Below are 20851 nucleotides of genomic sequence, written 5' to 3' on the forward strand. Positions count from 1 at the left end.
CAGAACAAGGTGCTAACTACTGGAAACGCCCATTAGTTGGGGATACGACTAGGCCATTAGTTTTAGATACAGACCGGGAGCTAGGCTGGAACCCCTTCCGCTGCAGGGTGTACCGTGCTGGTCCGCGTTAACCTATCCTGATGGCGTTGACCTCACGGTTCATGAATGACCGCCTAATGCGTGTTGCGACGAGTAGCAAGCGCCCCACATTAGATGGTCAAGCAGGTTCTTTGAACGTCTGCCAGCGGCTGCGGTCATTGGCTATGACGCGGTTATTGATGTCGACGGTATTGGCCTGCCTAGATGTAATTCTGAACGACGGCTTCAATTCATATAGCTGCCATTCGCCGATTCAAATAGCAAATACTGTGGTGTCGCATTTTTGAACGGCCGGTTTCTAGACTTTGAGAGACCGGATCCGACCCCAAGCAGCCCCATAGGTTTTCCGAAAGCGGTCTTTCAGTATGCTATTCAAGGATCTCAACCTAGCTTTGAACGACATGATTTCAATTAAAATCGGCTCGCTCCCATTGTCCAAGTATTGATAAGAAGTATGTCTCCGAGGTGGCCTCAGTCGTCACATGCGGACGATTTTTGCTGAGGCCCGGTTATTGATTTACTTATCGGCGAGCAGCTTGCCAGCCTTTGCCCAATTCTCACGTGACACTTCACTAATCACAATATCCACGCTTTCCAGCGGACAGGCCAAGGTTTCGACAGCCACTCGGGTCACTTCGCGAACGAAAGCGCGCTTTTGTTCCGGCGTGCGGCCAGGATGCATTTCCAAACGTAAAATAGGCATAACAGTTCCTCGGTAAGCGACACCCCGAATGAGGTGCCAGTGCCCTTAGTGTTATTCAGTTCTGGGTGCAGATAAATATGCGATAATTTCAATTATTCAAAACCCACAGGTTCTTAATCATGGACAGGCTAGCTGGCATGACAATGTTTGTGCGAGTGGTGGAAAGCGGCAACTTCACTGCCGCGGCTACAGCCAGCGGAGTTTCTCCCACCATGGTTGCCAAACACATTAGGACTATCGAACAACGGCTCGGCGCACGTTTGCTCCACCGTACCACTCGCCGACAACAGCTAACTGAAGTGGGTACGCTCTATTACGAACGTTGCAAGCGCGCGCTGTCCGAAGTGGAGCTGGCTGAAGCTAGCGCTTCAGAGCTGCAGGCCAGCCCACGCGGAGTGGTTAGGTTAGTTGCTCCAGTGAGCTTTGGCAGCCAGAGCCTTGTTCCTGTATTGGCCGACTACCTGGCTCGCCATCCCGAAGTCAACGTAGAGCTGACACTGGACAATCGCGTACCTGACCTTATCAACGAAGGTTACGAATTAGGTCTCCATATCGGCGAAATTGACACAGTCGGGCTGGTCGCGCGGCCGCTACGGCCCTATCGCAGGATACTGGCAGCAGCGCCAAGCTATCTTGCTCAGCATGGGCAGCCGGAACACCCAGAACAATTGAATGCGCACAGTTGCCTCGGCTTGTCGTACTGGCGTCACCATGATCGCTGGCATTTGGTTGGACCTGATGGTGAATTGTGTGGAGTGTCGGTAAAAGGCCGATTCAGTTCAAACCAAGGTAGTGCTTTGCGCAATGCTGCCTTGCATGGCGCCGGTATCGTGCTCCAACCTGAAGTGCTCCTGGCTGACGACATTGCAGCAGGCCGTTTGGTGCCGGTATTGCCGACCTGGTCATATAAGTCGACGCCAATGTATCTGATTTACGCACAGGATAGCCGGCCAACGGCAAAGTTACGCAGCGTTATCGATCTGCTGCTAAAGCGTTTCGGTCTCGAAGAGTAACCCAAAGGATTAGGTGATGGCGTACCGATATAGAATGAGCTGATGGCAGACTTCAAAGTGCCGGCAGTCCTCACGCGCCGCGACATTGTCCACCGTAACGGTAAAGACAAGTCAGGTAACGTAATTGATCTGCCCCCCTCGTTGTGTCGACACTGGACGACGTGCTCAACTTCGTTGAAAACGTTGACAAAGCGGTCAAGCGCGTCGTTGAACTGGCCAAGAGCACACCAAAATAATCGTGTGGGGCCGCGCACGGAGTTGGAGATCCAGCGGACCTTATTGCGGGAAGTCGATCAGGAACGTTGGACCAGTCTGGACCGGACACTGCAACGCGAAGCGCGAGACGGCTTGAATCATGTCGATCAGCCCGCCCGCGATCCGACGAAGCGGCATCAGTGCGTGTTGCTGGTCGGCCGCCTGCAACGTTTGCAGCGCATGGGGCTGGCGAGCGAAGAACGCCCCGGTGTATGGGATAAACCCGAGGACGCTGTTGCTCACTTCAATTGGCTTTGTGCCAAGTCACGCAAAAAATTTTCCAAGACCATAACCGGGACCTCATCCGAGGTATCTACCCACCATGACATGAGATCCACAATTGCGCCTGACAAAGATCTCGCCACCATTTTTTTTCGAATTTGTTCCATAGTCAAACCGCAGAGATCGTCATCGACCAGTTGGGTCACCATATCCCTGAATCGCCGCTCCACCGCATGACCACTCCGTCGCCCGACCACAGACTTGAATAGGCGGCGGTTTTCAACCATGTGCGCAAGCAACCCTCCCAAGAACGCCATCGATTGATGTACCCCGCGTGCACCAGCGTCCCCTGAACCAAGGACCAAGCGCAGGTCGTTCAATGACTCAGATAAGAGATCCTCTTTGCTTTGATAGTGAAGATAAAACGTGGACCGACCGACATTTGCCATGTCGCACAAGTCCTGTACGTTCAGCTCGTCCCAACCGTGCTCGGCCATAAGTGTCAATAGGGCGTCGCGCAAAGCGCGCCGTGTTTTAGCGATTCGTCGGTCAGTCATGAAAGCCTTGAAATCATTGGCAGCGGTGTGCTGGACACACTCACAAAAAGTGTCTGGTATCGAACAGTGGGGCGCGCATTGCCCTGTCAATAGGGGCTACCACCATGCAATCATAGACACCTGTTCAATTTAAGACAATAGTCCATGAAAATCCAGTCCTCTTTTCAGCCGATTTCTTCCCGCGTTCCCTTGGCGGGCCTATTGTTGGAATATCACGTCGCGGACTATTGGATAAGAAGCGTGACGCTGGCGAGGATTTTGATCACCGGTTTTGTTTTGGCGATCGCGGCCTCATTGCCAGCATTCGCGGCCGCCCCTGATGGTGATTTGATCGTGGAGGCATCAGGATTCTCGAGCATCACCGGGCATGCCGTGGCTAAGCTGTTTCTTCCAGGCGACAATGTTCTCGATAGGGGGAAAAAGGAAGTCAAAGCGACGATTCGGAACGGCCGAGCCTTATTTTCTTTCGCTGCGCTAGCAAAGGGCGACTACGCGGTGGTGGTCTTCCACGATGTCAATGACAACGGCGTAATCGATCACTACTGGTTCAAGCTGCCGAAAGAGCCGCTGGGATTTTCCAATGGCTTCAGTATTCCCCTGTTTTCTGGTTTGCCCACCTTCGAGAAGCTTAGATTTACGCATGGCGAAACCGAGCAAACGATTTCTGTGACCGTAAGGTAACCCACATGGAAAGCCATCACTTGGAGCACGAAAAGAAGCGTCCAGTCATCTACTGGCGCACCGTTCTGACGCAGGTAGTCCGCTATTGTTTCTACCCGGCATCGTTACTGCTGACTTTGTCGTTCATTCACTCGGAAATAGCCGGGCAACTGGGTATTCTTGGCAAGGCATATCCAACCTATCTTGCCCTGCTCATCGGCACGATGCTGACCTTGGAATGGTTGGTGCCTTCACAAAAGAGGTGGAGCATGACATGGCGCAAGTTGTTGCAGCGTGATCTCCCGATGCTGGCGATCAACGGAGTCGCTATTTACGCAACGTCCTCTGCGGTGACTGCATTGGCGTTTTGGATGAATCCTCCAAGTGTTGCCTATGTGCAGCTCTTGCCTTGGTGGGTACAGGCTGGCTGCGCGATTCTGCTATCCGACTTCATTTGGTATTGGGTCCATCGTCACAGCCATGAAGGTACGGGGCGAATGGGGAGATGGCTATGGAAGACGCATGCATTACACCATTTACCTGACCAAGTGTATGTCTTCATGCATGCCGCCGGACACCCCATAAACAGTGCCTGTGTCCGGATCATCCTTATGCTGCCCGCTATTGCGTTGGGATTGCCCAAAGAGGCGGCCTTTGCAGCCACCGTACTGACTGGATTTCAGGGCTTGATTTCGCATTTTAACGTAGATATTCGGGCTGGCTGGTTTAACCGCCTATTCATGGGAACCGAGCTTCATCGATATCACCATAGTGCGGCACCTTCAGAAGGGAGGAATTATGCGGCGGTGATCACTCTTTGGGATCAGCTATTTGGTACCTTTGACTATCACCCGAAAGAGAATCCAGAGATGCTAGGGGTTCATGACCGCTCGAAGTATCCGCAAGACCATCAATGGTCAGCCTTGATGATTCTTCCCTTTAAATCAGATAGGGCCGATGGCGAGTGCAAGAGTTGAAGTTCAGGCTGCATGTGTAGACGTGGGTGACTCTAAATCGGTTCGAAATTCCTCCAGGGCTTCGCCATGGAACTACGTCACTTGCGTTGCTTTTCCGCTGTCGCCGAGGAACTCCACTTCGCCCGCGCAGCAGAAAGGCTGCATATCGAGCAGTCGCCGTTGTCCCGTGCCATCAAGGAACTGGAGGCCGATCTGGGCGTGCTGTTGTTCGAACGAACGACACGAAGTACGCGCTTGACCCGAGCCGGTCGAATGTTTCGGGAGCATGTACCCCGTGTTTTTGCCGTACTGGAGCAAGCGCGTCGCAGCGTGAAGTCGGCCGCAGCCGGCTACGATGGCCAACTGCGTATTGCACTCTCCGATTGCATTGCGCCGTCACGGCTGACTGCCTTACTCGCACAGACACGCTGTGCAATGCCGTGTCCGAAGCCACGCGGCGGCGCTTCATAGGTAACGGTGTGCCCTTTACGCCACCCAAAGAGTCGCCCAAATTCTAATTGTCGGCGAGTCGCAACACATTTTCCCGATATCCGTTCAACACGCGGTAATGCGCCATCGCTTGCGTCGTTTTCTTGGTCTGCGCCCCCGCAATAAATTTTGTTTTATCTGTCTTCGCTGTCCCGATAACGGTCTTTGACCGGCCCTGATCCAGCACCGAATCTGATGCCTGCGGCACGCCTTTGTGCCGCGCGATGTGGAGTGTGAATCGGGGACTGTCATGCAAGGGAGCAGTGTGTTGCAGAAAATTCCCGACCGTGGCAGCCATGTGGCGGCGCCAGTGGCAGCAGGTCATTCCGTTCTTTGCCTATCCGCCCGAGGTGCGCACGATTACCATAACGCTTCCTTGAGTCGCAATAGGAAATTAGTACGCTAAGCCGCAAGTGGTTTGTGGATTGGCGCGTCGGCATTCGGTACTGACGCGCCTTTTGGGGTTACTTTTTACGAGCTCTTTCAACGCTTTCCAACTCGGTCGTTCTGTCGACGGCCTGGTCTGTGTTGGCGAACATCTCATTGGATGGAATTTTGATGTCAATGTTCAATATAGGCATGATCTTGATGACGCTGTTACCGAGCGTCAGTCCCAACACATGGCCACCAATCTTTTTATCGTTGGATAGGTAGTGGTAGTGATAGCCCGGGACGTTTACCCCTTTGCTAAATGGAGGGCTGCGGAATGCGACAAGCACGCCATCGGTATCCGAATAGTTAAATACAGATTGCGTCTTCGACACTTCGGCGAGTGGCCTATATGGTTTGTCTTGCGGGGAGATGGCGCGCGTAGTGACTTGTTGGAAATGTCCTTCAACGCGAATGGCATAGAAAAGGTTCTTGTTGACGATTATCTTGTCGAGCTGTTCCTCCAACTCTTTTAATGTTGTGGGGCCGGTTGTCGACCCCTGAATCGATGGAGAAAACGACGTGACAGCAGCGAACGGCGTTTTCTGCGTCGGACTGGCGACGACAACTGATCCATCGGATTTTGCCTGAAATACCTCGCCATCTACCATTACCATTTCGCCGTCGATGCGGTTGAATGTGCCGATACCGAAGTTGCCTTCATGTTTTAGCTGCTTCACCGTCAAATCGCCGTCATAGGCGCCCGCCAACAGCGCATCAATCGTCGAGTACTGGTAAAGCTTCGGCTCGGCTGCGGTGTGCGCCAGAGCTTGCCCAATGCCGGCCAAGAAAGACAGGGAGATGACAAGTTTTTTCAAAATAGGATCCTTTGAAGTGATTAATAAATGAGACGACCAGTTTTGCTTATTACAACCAAATCTATGGCCGATGACGCTGCGTGATTTGTCTTTGAAAATTTCACGATGAAACCACCAGCGTCATATTTCGACATACTTTCCAAAGCGGCTATCAGACCTTCGCGAGTAAGGTCTTTTCCCGCTCTATGCAATGCTTCTACCATGATTTTCGCGTCCAGATAACCTTCCAGCTGATTCGCCGTGAAATTATTTTTCCCGATACGTCGCATTGCGCTCTGGTATTCCTTAACGATTCCAAAAGTGTCATTTCCCTCTGGCGGCATGCCCCTGGAAATTCCTATTCCGGCAGCGCCTACCCCCAGCTCTTTAATTAACCCGGATGGAAGACCAGCAGATGGGGTGTAGATCTGAGATACCGGACGTGACTTTGCATAGGCCTGCATGAAGGCCTTGGTCGACTGCGGCAAGGTGACGAGGATCACGGCTTGCGGACTTTTGCTGATAATCGTCTTGACCGCGTTTTCGGCGCCATCACCGTTTTTCTTTAACGACACAGCAACCGAGGGGTCAATATGATATTTTTTCATAATGCTCCTGATGGCATCAACCCCCTCTTCTCCATAGGCCTCATCGATGTAGACGATGGCCACCTGCTTGAGCCCAATTGAAGCCAGGTTCTTGATGATCGCTTCGTATTCTTCCGTATTGCCGGGACGGACGTAAAACGTGTACGGATTCAATTCAGCACGCAGCTTTGGGCCGGTGGCGATCGCTGCAACGAGCGGGATCTTATGCTCAGCTGCGAATGGTGCCACTGCCAGCACTGAGCCGGTACCCGCAAATTGGAAGAGAGCGAACGTCCCATCTTTCTCGAAGCTCTTCGCATTTTCCAAAGCGAGTTTTGGATTGTAGCCATCATCCAGGGTTTTCAAAATGATTTTTCTGCCGAACACGCCGCCGCTCGCATTTACATCGTTGAAATACAACTCGGCCCCGCTTTTGAAATCATTCCCCAACTCAGCCATTGGTCCAGTGAGGTAGGTTGATTGACCAAGATTAATTTCAGTAGGCGTCACCCCTACTTCGGCGAACGCAGACACAGAAAATGCCGCTGCCAGCGTAGCAGCCATGCCGATACACCATGTTTTTTTTAGATTCATTTAAGCTCCAAAATTAAGATTGTTTAAGGCGTTATTGTCAAATCAAATATGTCAAATGAAGCAAATTTAATAGGCTTTCGTTTTGGTCGGATAGGCGAATGCATCCATAGTCATCGACGACCTTCAGAAAATCACGGTCATCCTTGCGGACCATGAGTGAATATGGTTCGACTGACAGGGGCTGACTCACACGGTGCAGCTTGTCGTTTAGCTGGTTATCCGTGATGGCGGCTGCCAGAAGTACGTCATCGGTACAAAATGCATCTGCGTTTCGTGCAGATACGGCCAGGACACCCTCGTTGTTTCCTTTGACCGTTGCTACAGTAAAACCTTGACCGTGTGCTTGGGCGGTTATGACACTTTTGAGTCTATAAATGGTTCTGTCGCATTAATCTTGGTCGGCGGACATTGGGATAGACTGCTTCTTTTTCAGTGGATGAATCACGATGCTCAACAGCAAGGGACTGCGCTTTCCAATTGACGTCGTCCTGGTTTGCATACGCTGGTACGCGGCGTATCCGTTGAGCTACCGACATATCGAGGAAATGATGGCTAAGCGCGGTGTGTCGGTTGACCATTCAACGATCAACCGGTGGGCGATCCGGTTCCTGCCGCTGATCGAGATGAAGTCGCGCAATGCAAAACGGCCAGTCGGAGGAAACTGGCGTTAGTCCACCCTTGAGCCACATATAAAAAAATATGAATCATTGAACCAATGTGTGTACCCTCACTCTGCCGAGGAGGGACCCGCATATTTGTATATCGTAGCTCGAGTCACTCCATAACGTTTCGCGATGTCCACAACACGAATATCGGGGTCACGTAAAAGCACTTTGATCTCTAATATCTGCCTAGCATTGAGCGACGGCCGCCGCCCTTTTTTTCGACCACTAGCACGCAATACTTCTGCTTCCATTTTGTCGCCCTCACAGACACTATCGCGCTCGAATTCTGTTAAGGCAGTGAATACGTGAGTAACCAGTTTTCCGGCCGCACTTCCTATTTTTACTTTCTCCGCAATGCTTTCAAAGTAAATTCCTTTACGCCCCAATTCTCCGAGAATTTGAACTAGGTCTGAAAGCGACTTCCCGAGACAATTCAAGCGCCAAACAACCAATGTATCACCAGCACTTAAGGTGCAACGACAATAGTCAAAGATGGGGCGGCTGGCTTTGCCGCTTTCCTTTTCTTGGTAAACATCTAGACATCCAGCTTTCGCAAGCGCGTCCTTTTGTAGACTAAGATTTTGATCGTCAATGCAAATTAGGGCATAACCAATACGCTTTTTCATGTTTTCATATCGCGCTAGCGTCTTGATCGTAATCTTGACAAAGACGCGACATTGCCATTTTTGCTTTATGCATCTCTAAAAAATTTGCCCAAATTTGTGAGGGGGAATGCAGTATCTGGTACTTTATTCGCTCTATCAGATCTACCTGGCACTACCGATTGGGCTTTCCCCCATTTTGATCGTGCTCTCAGTGATATGTTGCTCTTAGTTGCAGACAACGTTCTCCTGCTATAGATCACTTGCCGACGATCACGGACAAGTATTGGTGTGAAAGCGGATTGCTAGCAATCATCGTAGCCTTCACACGTGAATGCCACCCCGGGTCGCAAGAAAAATAAAAGACTTAATTTCGTCAGACCATTTGTTTATCGTCAATGATATAACGCTCACTCCATGCGGCAATGACGTTTGCCGCATACAATGCATCGCTTTTTCGGGTAAGAAGATGATCGGCGTCATCTAAAGATACGAAGCTTTTCGGGTGTTTTGCAACGCTGAAAATATGGCTCGCATTCTGCACCGCGACTGTCTCATCTTGCGGCGAATGCATGACCAGCAACGCCCCATCAAACTCCGAAATATTGTGCAGCAATCGCTGTTTCTCCGCATCGATGAGAAACTGTTTCTTGATTCTGAATGGTCGCCCACTGAGCTTGACTACGGCTTCACCATTAGTTTGAATCTCGTCCAGATATCCACGGAACTGCTTCTTGACATGCGCTGGATCACTTGGCGCGCCGATGGTAACGACACCGCGCACCTCCGGTATCTTTGAAGCGGCGGCTAGCACCGCCGCGCCGCCCAGGCTATGCCCGATCAGCATGGACGGCGCACGATATGTCTGCCGCAAATAATTTGCCGCGGCGGTCAGGTCAGCCAGGTTCGAGGAAAAATTGGTATTGGCAAACTCTCCCTCACTTGCACCCAAGCCGGTAAAGTCGAAGCGCAACACCGCTATGCCGCACGTGGCGAACGCCTGTCCAATTCGACTGGCTGCGAGAATGTCTTTGCCGCCTGTGAAGCAATGAGCGAACAAAGCATAGGCGCGTGTCTCTCCCGTTGGAAGATCGAGGCGAGCGGCAAGTTTTTGCTTTTCAAACCCTAGAAATTCGAAACGTACCGTTGACATCTTTATTCTCCACACGCATTAAAAATAGGAATCGATGAACACCTCTCTCACGATCAGTAGCGGTTACATCAATACGATATTGTTGAGCAATGCAGGTCAGCGTATTTACGAGGAAATATGGTTCGATCCGCATTTCAACCATCAACAATTCCGTATCGTTTGGTCTTGCGTTATGTATGTCGTCTTTCCATTGCAGTTGCAATGTATTCTCAAGCTGAGCAGGTGATACGCGATACAGCAGCAAACAACATATCCATTCGTATCAAGAACACTGCCATTAGTCGCCCAATGAAGTCATCCATGACTTGAACTGGAAATGTGCTGATTACATTGAATATTCAAGTGTATAAATTGCGACTTGATCCGACAGGAAATGTACGAATCTAATTTGCCTCATCGCCGACGTAATGGCCTAGGCCGTCACGCTGACAATTTTGCCAGACCACCGACTGGCATCCCGTGTTGCAATAACCAGAAGATCCCCGTCACCCGGCGCAGCGACGATCAAACGCCCACCTTCTGCCCAAAATGCGCTACGCCCAATCGGACTCCAGCCGCCTGTCGCCCCACCGTGATTCGCCATTAAAACGGCCATATTGTGCTCGGTAGCGTAGGTTCTAAGCAATTCTGTCTCCGTTGGATAAGCTTTCTCTGTAATAAGCACGCCCGCTGCGTAAACATTAGCTTTTAATTGTTTAGCCTGAGCCGCATGCGACGGATGCACGATATCGGCGCAAATCGCCAAGGCAACCGTCATGTCTGCGACTGGTACAGTTACATCAGGAGTACCAGCTGTAAAAACAACGTCCTCTCCAGGATGCAAATGCTGCTTCGTATAGAGTCCCACTCCATTGGCATTTCCAAGTACAAGGGCAGCAATGAAAACGTCATTGCTTTCATTGGCAAATATCGGTGCCCCAACAACGGTGGTCATGCCCGTACGTCGCGCCAAATCACGCAACGGCATCAATATTTCAGCATCTGGCCGCATTGCCAGTTCACGCCCCAAGCTCCTCTCATATCCCGTTAACGACAATTCGGGAAATACAAGAAGCTGCACACCATGATCGGCTGCCTGTTCCATAAATCGAAGGTGCCGAGAAATGTTGGCTTTAACGTCACCAGCAATTGAGACTGATTGTGCCGCAGCAATGGTCAAGGTTGTCATTTGTGTTTTTCTAGATTAGCGAGGAAAATGTTTCAGGTTCGATGAAATCGAACGCCGTATGTCGAATCAGGTCTGAGTTACTACAATTCAAGTCCGTAGGACTGCACTACCTCATTGCGCGATCTGATATGTATTTCAGCAAAACTGCTATATCGTCACCGCTCGCTTTTTTGAACCATTCACGTGCAAGACCCTCACCAATCCGATCCAGATGACGTTGGATGAGTGGATCTAGGATTGCCACACTGACTTTATTTGCCACAAGTTGGCTCTCAAAGCCGATATCGTTTTCACGACTTGATTTCCAACCGCGCTGTTCTGCCTGATACGCCGCGTCAATGATTTTTTTCCTACTGCTGGGCTCTAGTCCAGCCAGGATTTTCTTGCTGACGAATACGATATTCTTGGGGATCCAAGCATTGACTTTGTAGTAATAGCGCAAATTTGTCCATGCTTTCTCTTCCACTCCAGTCCAGCTTGAAGTAATCATCAAATCCAGTTTTTGATCGGCAATTGCCTTCCCCAGATCGACAACTTGAATCATTACCGGCGTGGCGCCGACCAAAGTAGCAATACGATCTGTAGTTGCATTGTAATTGCGCATACGAAGCCCCTTGAAATCTCGTATCGCATTTACCGGAAATTTGGAATAGAGATTTTGTGGTGGCCACGGCACCGCATACAATAATTGGAGGCCATGGTCCGACAACGCCTTTTCTATACCTGGCCGTGACACTTCCCACAAATGATGAGCATCGTCATATCCAGAGACGATAAATGGCAACGAGTCAATCTCGAACAAAGGGGCTACCTTTGTCAAAGAGGACATCAAAACCTCTCCCCCATCAGCCTTGCCTGCCAATACGCCAGAGAAAATATCATCTGGTTTCAGGAGCCTACCTCCCGTGTGAATCTGAAAATTCACCTGATCGTCTGTCGCCTTGGCTACATCACTAGCGAAATGCTGCAGATTCTCCGCCTGAAAATTGTCTGAGTCATAAGCGGATGCTATCTGGATATTGAGGCTCGCAGCCCATGACGACTGGTTCAACATCACTAACAATAACCAGATCCAGTAACGTCCCCAACTTAGCTCTCTCAACATTTGCGCGCTCCTCCCTTAGGCCTGATTGCATTCATTGCAGCATCTACATAATTAACAGCTTTACGCGCAAATATTGAGGATCTTCATCAGAGTCACCAGCGTGAAAACCTGGCACCTTCAAAAAAGCAGAATGCCAGTAGATAACTACAGACTATCCTTAGGTTTGATAATCATCAAAATGTATGACGAATACCCAAATTGATTGCTGAATCGCCAGATCCAGCTTCAATTGCACTGCCAACTGTGATTAGATGTTCTTCGGTGCTCCATAGCCGCCGCCGCCCGGCGTTTCAATTACGAAGATATCCCCAGACTGCATGGCCGTAGTGGCCACAAAATTCAACTCTTCCTGCTGACCATCCACGCGGACAACATAATTTCTTCCGCATTTCCCAGATCCGCCGCCATCCGCGCCAAACGGCGGAACGATACGGTTATTCGACAAGATAGAGGCAGTCATCGGCTGCAGAAACCTGACCTTGCGGGTGGCGCCGTTACCGCCGCGCCATTGGCCTTTACCGCCAGAGCCGGGATTGATTTCGTAGCTATCGAGCCGTACTGGATATCGCCATTCAAGTATTTCCGGATCGGTCAGACGGGAATTGGTCATGTGCGTCTGCACAACGTCTGTGCCATTGAAACCATGACCAGCACCTGAGCCGCCGGAAATGGTTTCGTAATATTGATGCTCTTCGTTGCCAAACGTGAAGTTGTTCATCGTTCCTGGTGCAGAACCAAGAATTCCTAACGCTCCATACAAAGCATTCGTAATGCAACTGGATGTCTCGACATTTCCCGAAACTACTGCTGCCGGATAACGTGGATTCAGCATTGAACCTTCTGGAATGATGACGTTTAATGGTTTCAAGCACCCCGCATTGAGCGGAATTTCATCATCAATCAAGGTACGGAATACATACAGCACAGCGGCCATGCATATAGAACTTGGTGCATTGAAATTATTGTTCAACTGTGCCGACGTGCCTGTGAAATCAATGTCGGCAGTACGCGTCTTATGATCGACGCGAATTGCGACCTTGATCACAGCGCCATTATCAATCCGGTATTCGTAGCTGCTGTCTTTTAAGGCCGTGATCACGCGACGTACAGCTTCTTCCGCATTGTCTTGCACATGTTTCATGTACGCTTGAACCACCTCGATGCTGAAATGATCCACCATCTTCAGCAGCTCTTCGACGCCCTTCTGATTCGCAGCAATTTGTGCCTGCAAATCGGCCATGTTCTGAGGAATATTCCGGGCCGGATACTCGCCGGAAGACAGCAACGCAGCCGTTTCCTGTTCAAGGAAGTAGCCACCGCGCACCAACTGGAAGTTATTGATTAGAATGCCTTCCTCTTCAACAACAGTGCTATTGGCTGGCATGGCTCCGGGAGTGATACCGCCGATATCGGCGTGATGGCCGCGCGATCCGACATAAAACAGAATGCTCTTGCCCATCTTGTCGAACACTGGCGTGATGACGGTGATGTCAGGCAAATGGGTACCGCCATGATACGGATCGTTCAACATGAAGACGTCACCGCATTGCATTTTGCCAGCATTTTCATGGATGATGGTCTTGATGCTATCGCCCATGGATCCGAGATGCACTGGAATATGTGGCGCATTGGCGATCAAATTACCGTCGCCGTCGAACAATGCGCACGAAAAGTCGAGGCGTTCTTTGATATTGACTGATACGGCCGTATTTTGTAGCCGTAGTCCCATTTGCTCAGCGATGCTCATGAACAAATTATTGAATACTTCAAGCACCACTGGATCAGCCGTTGTGCCGATCGCCTTGCGTTGCTTGCGTGATTCAACGCGAGTCAGAACAAGATGATTGAGCTTGGTCACTTCTGCTTCCCAACCAGGCTCAATCACGTTCGTCGCGTTCTTTTCTGCAATGATTGCGGGGCCGCGAATGACGTCGCCTGGGCGTGTAGCCTCACGCAGATAAAGCGCGGTTTCATGCCATTCGCCACCCGAGAATAAACGTACGCTGTCGGCGGGTTGAAGCGGCCCGATGCGTTCAGGTAGCGTCTCAACCGCCTCAGCAGCGTCATTTGACAGACCGATCGCCTCCACTGAGATCGCTTCGACGATCAGCGATTTGTTCTGCATCAGAAATGAATAGCGTTTTTTATACGATGCTTCAAATTGCATCGACATATTAGCCACGGAATCAAACGGTACGACAATCACCGAATCGCTGCCGTCATATCGCAGATGTGCGCGCTCAACTATCTGAACCCGGCTCGGACTCACTCTTTGTGCCAGCAATTCCTGACGTGCGTCTTCGGCAAGCGCGCGCAATCTGGTTTCCAATGTCGGCATTGCATCTTGGGTCAATTTGACTTCGAGGGACTGCTCGCGCATTGCGGTCTGATCGGCCAGCCCCATCCCATACGCCGACAACACGCCGGCAAACGGGTGAGCAAAAACTCGCGTCATCCCTAAAGCATCCGCTACCAGACATGCATGCTGGCCGCCCGCTCCTCCGAAGGTTGTGAGCGTATAGTCGGTGACGTCGTGGCCGCGTTGCACAGAAATGAATTTGATCGCATTCGCCATATTGCCGACCGCGATCTCAATGAAACCTTCTGCCACTTCTTCTGGTGTGCGCCGGTTGCCGGTCGCTTGGTAGACGCTCTCTGCCATAGCGGTGAATTTTTGAACAACGGCTTCGCGATCCAAGGATTGGTCTGCATGCGGGCCGAAGACATTTGGAAAATAATCGGGCTGGATTTTCCCGAGCATTACATTGCAGTCGGTAACGGCCAATTGCCCGCCGCGACGATAGCTGGCCGGCCCGGGATTGGCGCCGGCACTATCGGGGCCGACGCGATAACGCGTGCCGTCAAAATGCAGGATCGACCCGCCGCCAGCGGCCACTGTGTGGATGCTCATCATTGGCGCCCGCATGCGCACGCCAGCAACTTGCGTTTCGAATTCTCGCTCGAACTCGCCTGCGTAGTGTGATACGTCGGTCGATGTGCCGCCCATGTCAAAACCAATTATTTTATTGAAACCCGCGGTTTTTGCAGTGCGTGCCATGCCGACAATGCCGCCTGCCGGCCCAGACAGAATTGAGTCCTTTCCCTGGAAACGATGCGCATCGGTAAGGCCGCCGTTACTTTGCATGAACAATAAATGCACGCCTTCCATCTGACTGGAGACCTGGTCGACATAGCGGCGCAGAATCGGCGACAAATAAGCGTCAACGACGGTAGTATCGCCACGCGATACCAGCTTCATCATCGGACTAACCTTGTGCGACACGGATATTTGCGTGAATCCTGTTTCGGCGGCGATTCGGCTGATGATTTCCTCATGCTGTGTGAAGCGGTATCCGTGCATCAGGACTATAGCGATTGCCCGATACCCTTCGGCATGAAGCGCCTGCAGATCGTTTCTGACCTGCTCCTCGTTGATCACTTGAATGATGTCGCCTTGCGCGCCAATTCGCTCTGCCACCTCTACAACTTTTTCGTACAACAGCTCAGGCAGTACGATATGGCGATCAAAGAGACGTGGCCGATTTTGATAAGCGATGCGCAATGCGTCACGAAAACCTTTGGTAATCAACAATACAGTAGAGTCGCCCTTGCGCTCCAGCAAGGCATTTGTCGCGACCGTGGTGCCCATCTTCACAGCCTCAACCAGATCCGGCGTAATGTGATCCTCCGGTTTGAGTCCCAACAGGCGTTTAATACCGGCGACTGCCGCGTCTTTGTATTGTTCAGGGTTCTCCGACAACAGTTTGTGAGTCAACAGTTTTCCGCTAGGGTGCCGCGCGACGATGTCGGTAAACGTACCGCCGCGATCAACCCAAAATTGCCACCGCGGATCTGAGATGCTATTTTCTTTATTCATATCTGTATCTTTACTATTCATCATGATTCAAGTTGTTTGCCGCCAGTTTCCGGGAAAGTCAGGGCGGCAATAATCATGAGGCCATACGCCACTGCCGCAAATACGCCGATGGCGTGGCCGAGCGCCATATCATGGCTTGCCCAGCCGATCAGGAATGGAAATACTGAACCGATGGCGCGTCCCGTGCTGTAACAGAATCCTTGCCCGGAACCACGTATCCGAGTTGGAAATTGCTCGGTGAGGAAAGCTCCCATGCCACTGAAAATTCCAGCGGTGAAGAAACCTAGCGGAAACCCGAGCAGCAGCATGACCGGGTCTGTCACCGGAATATGGGTATATGCCCATGCGATTGCCATCGATCCCACCGCAAATAAGATGAAATTCTTTTTACGCCCGAGTTTGTCAGTGAGATAAGCGCTCACCAGGTAACCTAGATAAGAGCCGACAATCACCATCGCTAAATAACCGCCGGTACCGAGTACAGTTAAGTTGCGCTCAGTCTTCAGGAACGTAGGCAGCCACGTGGTAATGGCGTAGTAACCGCCTTGGGCGCCGCTTGTCAGCAGCACTGCCCGTAGCGTAGTGCTGATCATGCGAGAGGAAAATATTTCAGTAAAAGAAGCGCGTTCAGCCCCTTTCTCCTCCTTGCGTTTCTGCTCGACAAAAACTGCGGGTTCTTCCACAAACCGGCGGATGAAGATAACAAAAATAGCTGGCAATACACCGATTAAAAACAGGGAGCGCCACGCTAGCTCTGGGGGAAGCAAAGAAAACATCAAGGCATATAAAATGGCGGATGCCCCCCACCCGATAGCCCATCCTGCCTGCACCATACCAACAGCTTTTCCGCGATCTTTAGCTCGAATCACCTCTCCGATCAAGATTGCACCGGCGGTCCATTCTCCCCCCATGCCAAAACCCATCAATCCACGCGCAATGAGCAATTCATGGTAATTCTGGGCGAAGCCGCAAAGGACGGTGAAAAATGCAAACCACAATATGGTGAACTGGAGTGTTTTTACCCGGCCAATCCGGTCAGAAAGAATGCCGGCAATCCAGCCACCCAATGCCGAGGTGAGTAAAGTGACGGTACCAATCAAACCAGCGTCACCTTTCGAGATGCCCCATGTGGCAATCAGCGTCGGGATGACAAAACTAAGAAATTGCGTATCCATTGCATCGAGCGCATAACCAATCTTGCAGCTCCAAAATGTGCGACGCTCTTTGGGTGATAATGCACGAAACCAGGAAAAGGAACGGCTATCAGCTTCCTGATCAACTTGAATGGTTTGCTCTCGACTGTTCATCTGTGTCTCCTACGTTCAAATACTTCTTATGTAAGCGGCCATCTACTAACCGTGGCCCTTCCTTGTTGCAATTGGTTCTCAATAAAACAGCGCAACAAAATCTAGTTGTATGTACCTACAGGACATTCCAACGTTGAATTGGGGATATCGGTAATCAGCATGTAGCCTGGTTTGTGCGTGATCGCAATCGATAAACCGGCAGCGCGTATTGCCTCTTGCGGCGTCACGCCGCACGCCCAGAATACCGGGAGTTCATTTGGAAGAATCGTTATGGCATCGCCGAAATCGGGCTGACCAATATCTTCGATCCCTATCTCCATTGGATTGCCAATGTGAATCGGAGCGCCGTGTATTGCCGGAAATCTAGCTGTCAACTGAATCGCTTTAATCGCATTTTCCGCTGTCATCGGGCGCATTGAAACCACCATATTGCCGCCAAACGGCCCCACAGCTTTGTTCTTGATGTTAGTCCTATACATGGCAACATTCTTTTGCTGCTCGATATGCCGCAATGGGATGCCGTCCTTGATTAACATTTGCTCGAACGAAAAGGAGCAACCTATGGCAAAAACAACAAAATCCGATTGCCATACGTCATGTAATGAGGCGCGCTCTTCTGCCAACTTCCCATCGCGGTAAATGTAATAAGCAGGCACATCGCTTCGAATATCGATATTTGAACCAATACGCGCCAAATCCCATTTCCCCAGCCCCCCCACTCCTAGCAAGGGGCAGGACTTAGGATTGAGGGAACAGAAGTTTAAGAAGTCATCTGCGTAGGCTTTGGGAAGAATAGCCAGATTCGCCTGGGCGAAATCACCGCAATGGCCAGCCGTTGGCTCCCGAAATTGGCCGTTACGAACTTTGCTCCGAAACTCAAAAGGTGTCATGGATCGCTCTCACAGAACATGAAAATAAAACTTATACAGTAAGATAAACACGATCAGAAATTGATACAAACTAGTTATTTTCATCGTTAGCGTATAGTTTTACTTAACTCAAAACCCTTCGAGATTGTCATGAATACACGCTTTATCGAGACCTTTGTGATACTTGCCCAATTGCGAAGTTTCCGTGCGACAGCGCGTGAGCTTCACGCCACCCCTGCGGCAATATCATTACGGGTCAAAGCTCTGGAAGAAGAATTAAAAACGGATCTGATTGACCGCACATCTAAGGAATTCAAGCTGACTGCAACAGGAGAGTATTTATTGAGCTACGCCAAGTCGGTAGTTGATGCGACAAAAAGGATGCAAATCGCAGCTAACAAAGAAAGTGTAATTCGGGGGCGCTTGCGGCTAGGAGTGATCGAGTCCGTGGTACATAGCTGGCTTTCCTACTACATAAACCAGCTCAATACGGACTACCCGGAACTTGAAATTGACCTGACAGTGGACATGAGCAGCGTTCTGGAGAAGCGCCTGATTGCAAAGGAGCTAGACATCGTCATCCGCGTAGAGGGAATCAATAGCAGCGAAATCGTATCGGATGCATTAGCCATTTATCCGGTTCGATGGATCGCAAAAAAGGGGCTGCTGTCGGGCCGTAAAACCGGGTTGATCCAGCGCGTTCTTGAACGGCCGATATTGACATTTGCACGTGGCACGGCGCCACAACGGGTGTTGGAGGAGATTGTAGCCAACCTCGCCAATCAGGCAGGGATTCCGGCAACGCAAACACGTATTACGTGTTCACCTTCTGTCGCGGCCATTATCAAACTTGTGAAAGATGGCTACGGTATCGCCGCTATACCAAGCTTGTTTGTTTCTGATTATCTGGAGAGTGGCCAATTTGTGGAATTACCGATGGAATCAATCCTTCCTTCGATTGTGATTTCCATGTGCCGTCACTACAACGCTGAATTAATGGTTCATGCTGCAGCCACTGCGGCACGATCAGCGTGCGTCAAATATTCCGCACAATTTGACAAAAACACTATTGAAGCCTTGTAGTAAGTTGGGAAGCCTTGTAGTAAGTTGGATTACTACTGGCTTTCCCCCAGCAGCATGGACAGTTCCGCTAGGCGCATTTTTGATTTTCAAATTGTACCGGGCTGATATAGCTGATAGTTGAATGCCGGCGTCGTGGATTGTAAAACCTTCTATGTAGTCGAACACGTCTGCACGTAAATCATCCCTGGTTCGATAGTGCTTCCTGCTAAGCTATCCGGTAACCGGTTGGTTGGGCGCAAAAACCTCCTTATCCGTTACTTTCGCCGGATTGGGAATATTTGCGGGATTGGCGCTGCTCGTCGCAGCCAAGGTATGGCCGCAAGACGATCCGATGTCTGTCGAGCACAGTCACGCCGATTTGCCCCTATCCCACCAGAGCTATGGCCGCCGCCGTATGGTGACGGAGCTGTCAAACCGCGGCATCACGGTCGGGCGCTTCAAGGCTCGCCGGTTGATGCGCCAGGCGGGTTTAAAACCAGTTTGGAAACGCAAATTCATTCACACTACTGACAGCAAGCATGATCTGCCGATCGCAGCCAACGTGCTGGCCCGCCAGTTCAATCCGGCTGCGCCAAACAGGGCCTACGTCTCCGACATCACCTACGTGCGCACCGGCGACGGCTGGCTGTACCTGACAGTGGTAATCGACCTGTTCTCGCGCAAGGTGGTTGGCTGGGCTATGGCGCCGAGCATGCCGGCTAAGCTGGTCTGCGATGCCTTGCACATGGCGGTTCAACAGCGGCGGCCAAGCACTGTTGGCCAGCCATGGTTTTATCTGCAGCATGAGCCGTAAAGGGAACTGCAGGGACACTCAGTTTAATATGATTGTGAAAGCCTAGCTGGCCGTGCTGCTGGGGGAAGGCCAAACTGTCGAAACTATACAAACTAATTGTGGATAATCGTCTGAACTGCCGTTCACACTTCGAGACAGCGGACACTCAAGGTTTAGTTAGCCAGACTTGTCCTGGCGTGATTACGATCCCTTTCCGCACCTACCACACGATTGATAAATGTAACAGCCTCCGTTTGACAATCCTTTGCTTCAGCAAGGTAATCAACGAACGGGAAATTATGTGGCACGTCATGCCATACCGTCAGGGCAACATCACAGCCAGCTGCCTTTGCACGCTCCACAGCTCTAAGGCTGTCGTCTAATATAATTTCAGTATCAGATACGTGAAAATGCATCGGCGCGAGACCAGACCACGTCCCAAAAAGTGGCGATAACTCTGGATTATCAGGAGACGTGACACCGAAATATATGTCTTTGACCCAGGGCCAAATATTAGGCCCCTGCATCGGATCATTTTCTGCATTTGTAATTGCAGAGGCACTGGCGGCGGTCATGTCCGTCGGTGCTGAAAGCAGGACTGCACCTGCGGGTTGCAATAGTCCACTTTTCTTTGTTCGCATCAGAAGTACCAATGCGAGGTTTGCTCCCGCCGAATGACCGACAAGTACGATCCGGCTCGAAGGAATTCCTAGTTCCAACAGGGATTCATAAACTCGGCAGCAATCGTTTAGTCCTGCAGGATAAGGATGCTCTGGCGCGAGGCGATAGACTGCCAAGACTACAGGCATGCTAGTGCCGCGAGACAATTTTGCGCAGTAGCGTCTATCAGCTAATGGAGCGCGCACAGCGAAGGCTCCACCATGCAGGT

At 50.9% G+C, this 20851-nt stretch carries 18 protein-coding genes and 5 pseudogenes; 8 read left to right on the forward strand and 15 right to left on the reverse strand.

Annotation, left to right across the window (positions count from 1 at the left end):
- Nucleotides 1-616: 616 nt before the first annotated feature.
- Nucleotides 617-802 (reverse strand): 4-oxalocrotonate tautomerase, encoded by a 186-nt coding sequence (locus tag KHU33_RS00935; protein ID WP_211460628.1) that lies wholly within the window; start codon nucleotides 800-802, stop codon nucleotides 617-619.
- A 137-nt stretch (nucleotides 803-939) separates the two neighbouring features.
- Between KHU33_RS00935 and KHU33_RS00940 the strand changes: the two genes are divergently transcribed.
- A complete protein-coding gene (locus KHU33_RS00940) occupies nucleotides 940-1815 on the forward strand; it encodes a LysR family transcriptional regulator (protein ID WP_230413973.1) in 876 nt (291 codons plus the stop codon).
- A gap of 240 nt (nucleotides 1816-2055) precedes the next feature.
- Nucleotides 2056-2304, forward strand: a pseudogene (locus tag KHU33_RS26245) (type VI secretion protein); the annotation flags it as partial.
- A 5-nt stretch (nucleotides 2305-2309) separates the two neighbouring features.
- Here the strand turns inward: KHU33_RS26245 and KHU33_RS00950 are convergent.
- A complete protein-coding gene (locus tag KHU33_RS00950) occupies nucleotides 2310-2849 on the reverse strand; it encodes a TetR/AcrR family transcriptional regulator (RefSeq protein WP_211460631.1) in 540 nt (179 codons plus the stop codon).
- 144 nt (nucleotides 2850-2993) lie between these two features.
- Here KHU33_RS00950 and KHU33_RS00955 point away from each other — a divergent pair, with 144 nt between their 5' ends.
- From KHU33_RS00955 to KHU33_RS26750, 3 genes and pseudogenes are all read left to right on the forward strand, one after another.
- Nucleotides 2994-3530 (forward strand): DUF2141 domain-containing protein, encoded by a 537-nt coding sequence (locus KHU33_RS00955; RefSeq protein WP_211460632.1) that lies wholly within the window; start codon nucleotides 2994-2996, stop codon nucleotides 3528-3530.
- Between the two features lie 5 nt (nucleotides 3531-3535).
- On the forward strand, nucleotides 3536-4486 hold the full coding sequence (locus tag KHU33_RS00960; RefSeq protein WP_211460633.1) for a sterol desaturase family protein: 951 nt from the start codon (nucleotides 3536-3538) through the stop codon (nucleotides 4484-4486).
- A 66-nt stretch (nucleotides 4487-4552) separates the two neighbouring features.
- Nucleotides 4553-4906, forward strand: a pseudogene (locus KHU33_RS26750) (LysR family transcriptional regulator); the annotation flags it as partial.
- A 73-nt stretch (nucleotides 4907-4979) separates the two neighbouring features.
- On the opposite strand, the gene KHU33_RS00970 reads toward KHU33_RS26750, so the two are convergent.
- The 3 genes from KHU33_RS00970 to KHU33_RS00980 form a co-directional block, all read right to left on the reverse strand.
- Complete coding sequence (locus KHU33_RS00970; protein WP_211460634.1) at nucleotides 4980-5252, reverse strand: hypothetical protein; 273 nt, start codon at nucleotides 5250-5252, stop codon at nucleotides 4980-4982.
- Nucleotides 5253-5418: 166 nt separating this feature from the next.
- Nucleotides 5419-6201 carry an acetolactate decarboxylase gene (budA, locus tag KHU33_RS00975; protein WP_211460635.1) on the reverse strand — a complete coding sequence of 261 codons (783 nt, stop codon included), beginning with the start codon at nucleotides 6199-6201 and terminating at the stop codon, nucleotides 5419-5421.
- A gap of 20 nt (nucleotides 6202-6221) precedes the next feature.
- Nucleotides 6222-7361, reverse strand: coding sequence for an ABC transporter substrate-binding protein (locus KHU33_RS00980; RefSeq protein ID WP_211460636.1), 1140 nt, complete (start codon nucleotides 7359-7361; stop codon nucleotides 6222-6224).
- 446 nt (nucleotides 7362-7807) lie between these two features.
- Here KHU33_RS00980 and KHU33_RS00990 point away from each other — a divergent pair.
- Nucleotides 7808-7961 (forward strand): annotated as a pseudogene (locus KHU33_RS00990) (IS6 family transposase); the annotation flags it as partial.
- A gap of 127 nt (nucleotides 7962-8088) precedes the next feature.
- Here the strand turns inward: KHU33_RS00990 and KHU33_RS00995 are convergent.
- The 8 genes from KHU33_RS00995 to KHU33_RS01030 form a co-directional block, all read right to left on the reverse strand.
- Nucleotides 8089-8652 carry a recombinase family protein gene (locus KHU33_RS00995; protein ID WP_211460637.1) on the reverse strand — a complete coding sequence of 188 codons (564 nt, stop codon included), beginning with the start codon at nucleotides 8650-8652 and terminating at the stop codon, nucleotides 8089-8091.
- Between the two features lie 352 nt (nucleotides 8653-9004).
- A complete protein-coding gene (locus tag KHU33_RS01000) occupies nucleotides 9005-9781 on the reverse strand; it encodes an alpha/beta hydrolase family protein (RefSeq protein WP_211460638.1) in 777 nt (258 codons plus the stop codon).
- Nucleotides 9747-10025, reverse strand: coding sequence for a hypothetical protein (locus KHU33_RS01005; protein ID WP_211460639.1), 279 nt, complete (start codon nucleotides 10023-10025; stop codon nucleotides 9747-9749). The genes KHU33_RS01000 and KHU33_RS01005 overlap by 35 nt, the downstream gene beginning before the upstream one ends.
- 168 nt (nucleotides 10026-10193) lie before the next feature.
- A complete protein-coding gene (locus tag KHU33_RS01010) occupies nucleotides 10194-10949 on the reverse strand; it encodes a carbon-nitrogen hydrolase family protein (protein WP_211460640.1) in 756 nt (251 codons plus the stop codon).
- Between the two features lie 106 nt (nucleotides 10950-11055).
- Nucleotides 11056-12054 carry a TRAP transporter substrate-binding protein gene (locus tag KHU33_RS01015; RefSeq protein ID WP_211460641.1) on the reverse strand — a complete coding sequence of 333 codons (999 nt, stop codon included), beginning with the start codon at nucleotides 12052-12054 and terminating at the stop codon, nucleotides 11056-11058.
- A gap of 247 nt (nucleotides 12055-12301) precedes the next feature.
- Nucleotides 12302-15931: a hydantoinase B/oxoprolinase family protein gene (locus KHU33_RS01020; RefSeq protein ID WP_211460642.1), complete on the reverse strand. Its 3630-nt coding sequence runs from the start codon at nucleotides 15929-15931 to the stop codon at nucleotides 12302-12304.
- Between the two features lie 20 nt (nucleotides 15932-15951).
- Entirely contained in the window at nucleotides 15952-17238 is a 1287-nt protein-coding gene (locus KHU33_RS01025) for an MFS transporter (RefSeq protein WP_211460643.1), read from the reverse strand.
- Between the two features lie 101 nt (nucleotides 17239-17339).
- The gene (locus KHU33_RS01030) at nucleotides 17340-18128 is read right to left on the reverse strand and encodes a putative hydro-lyase (RefSeq protein WP_211460644.1); all 789 of its coding nucleotides are present in this window, start codon (nucleotides 18126-18128) and stop codon (nucleotides 17340-17342) included.
- A gap of 129 nt (nucleotides 18129-18257) precedes the next feature.
- Here KHU33_RS01030 and KHU33_RS01035 point away from each other — a divergent pair, with 129 nt between their 5' ends.
- Complete coding sequence (locus KHU33_RS01035; RefSeq protein ID WP_211460645.1) at nucleotides 18258-19190, forward strand: LysR family transcriptional regulator; 933 nt, start codon at nucleotides 18258-18260, stop codon at nucleotides 19188-19190.
- A gap of 67 nt (nucleotides 19191-19257) precedes the next feature.
- On the opposite strand, the pseudogene KHU33_RS01040 reads toward KHU33_RS01035, so the two are convergent.
- Nucleotides 19258-19397: pseudogene (locus KHU33_RS01040) on the reverse strand (IS3 family transposase); the annotation flags it as partial.
- A 160-nt stretch (nucleotides 19398-19557) separates the two neighbouring features.
- On the opposite strand from KHU33_RS01040, the pseudogene KHU33_RS01045 reads away from it, so the two are divergent.
- Nucleotides 19558-19999 (forward strand): annotated as a pseudogene (locus KHU33_RS01045) (IS3 family transposase); the annotation flags it as partial.
- Nucleotides 20000-20135: 136 nt separating this feature from the next.
- Here the strand turns inward: KHU33_RS01045 and KHU33_RS01050 are convergent.
- On the reverse strand, nucleotides 20136-20851 hold a 716-nt coding region (locus KHU33_RS01050), incomplete at its 5' end, for an alpha/beta hydrolase (protein WP_211460647.1).

The organism is Collimonas silvisoli (assembly GCF_018305005.1).
Lineage (GTDB): Bacteria > Pseudomonadota > Gammaproteobacteria > Burkholderiales > Burkholderiaceae_D > Collimonas > Collimonas silvisoli.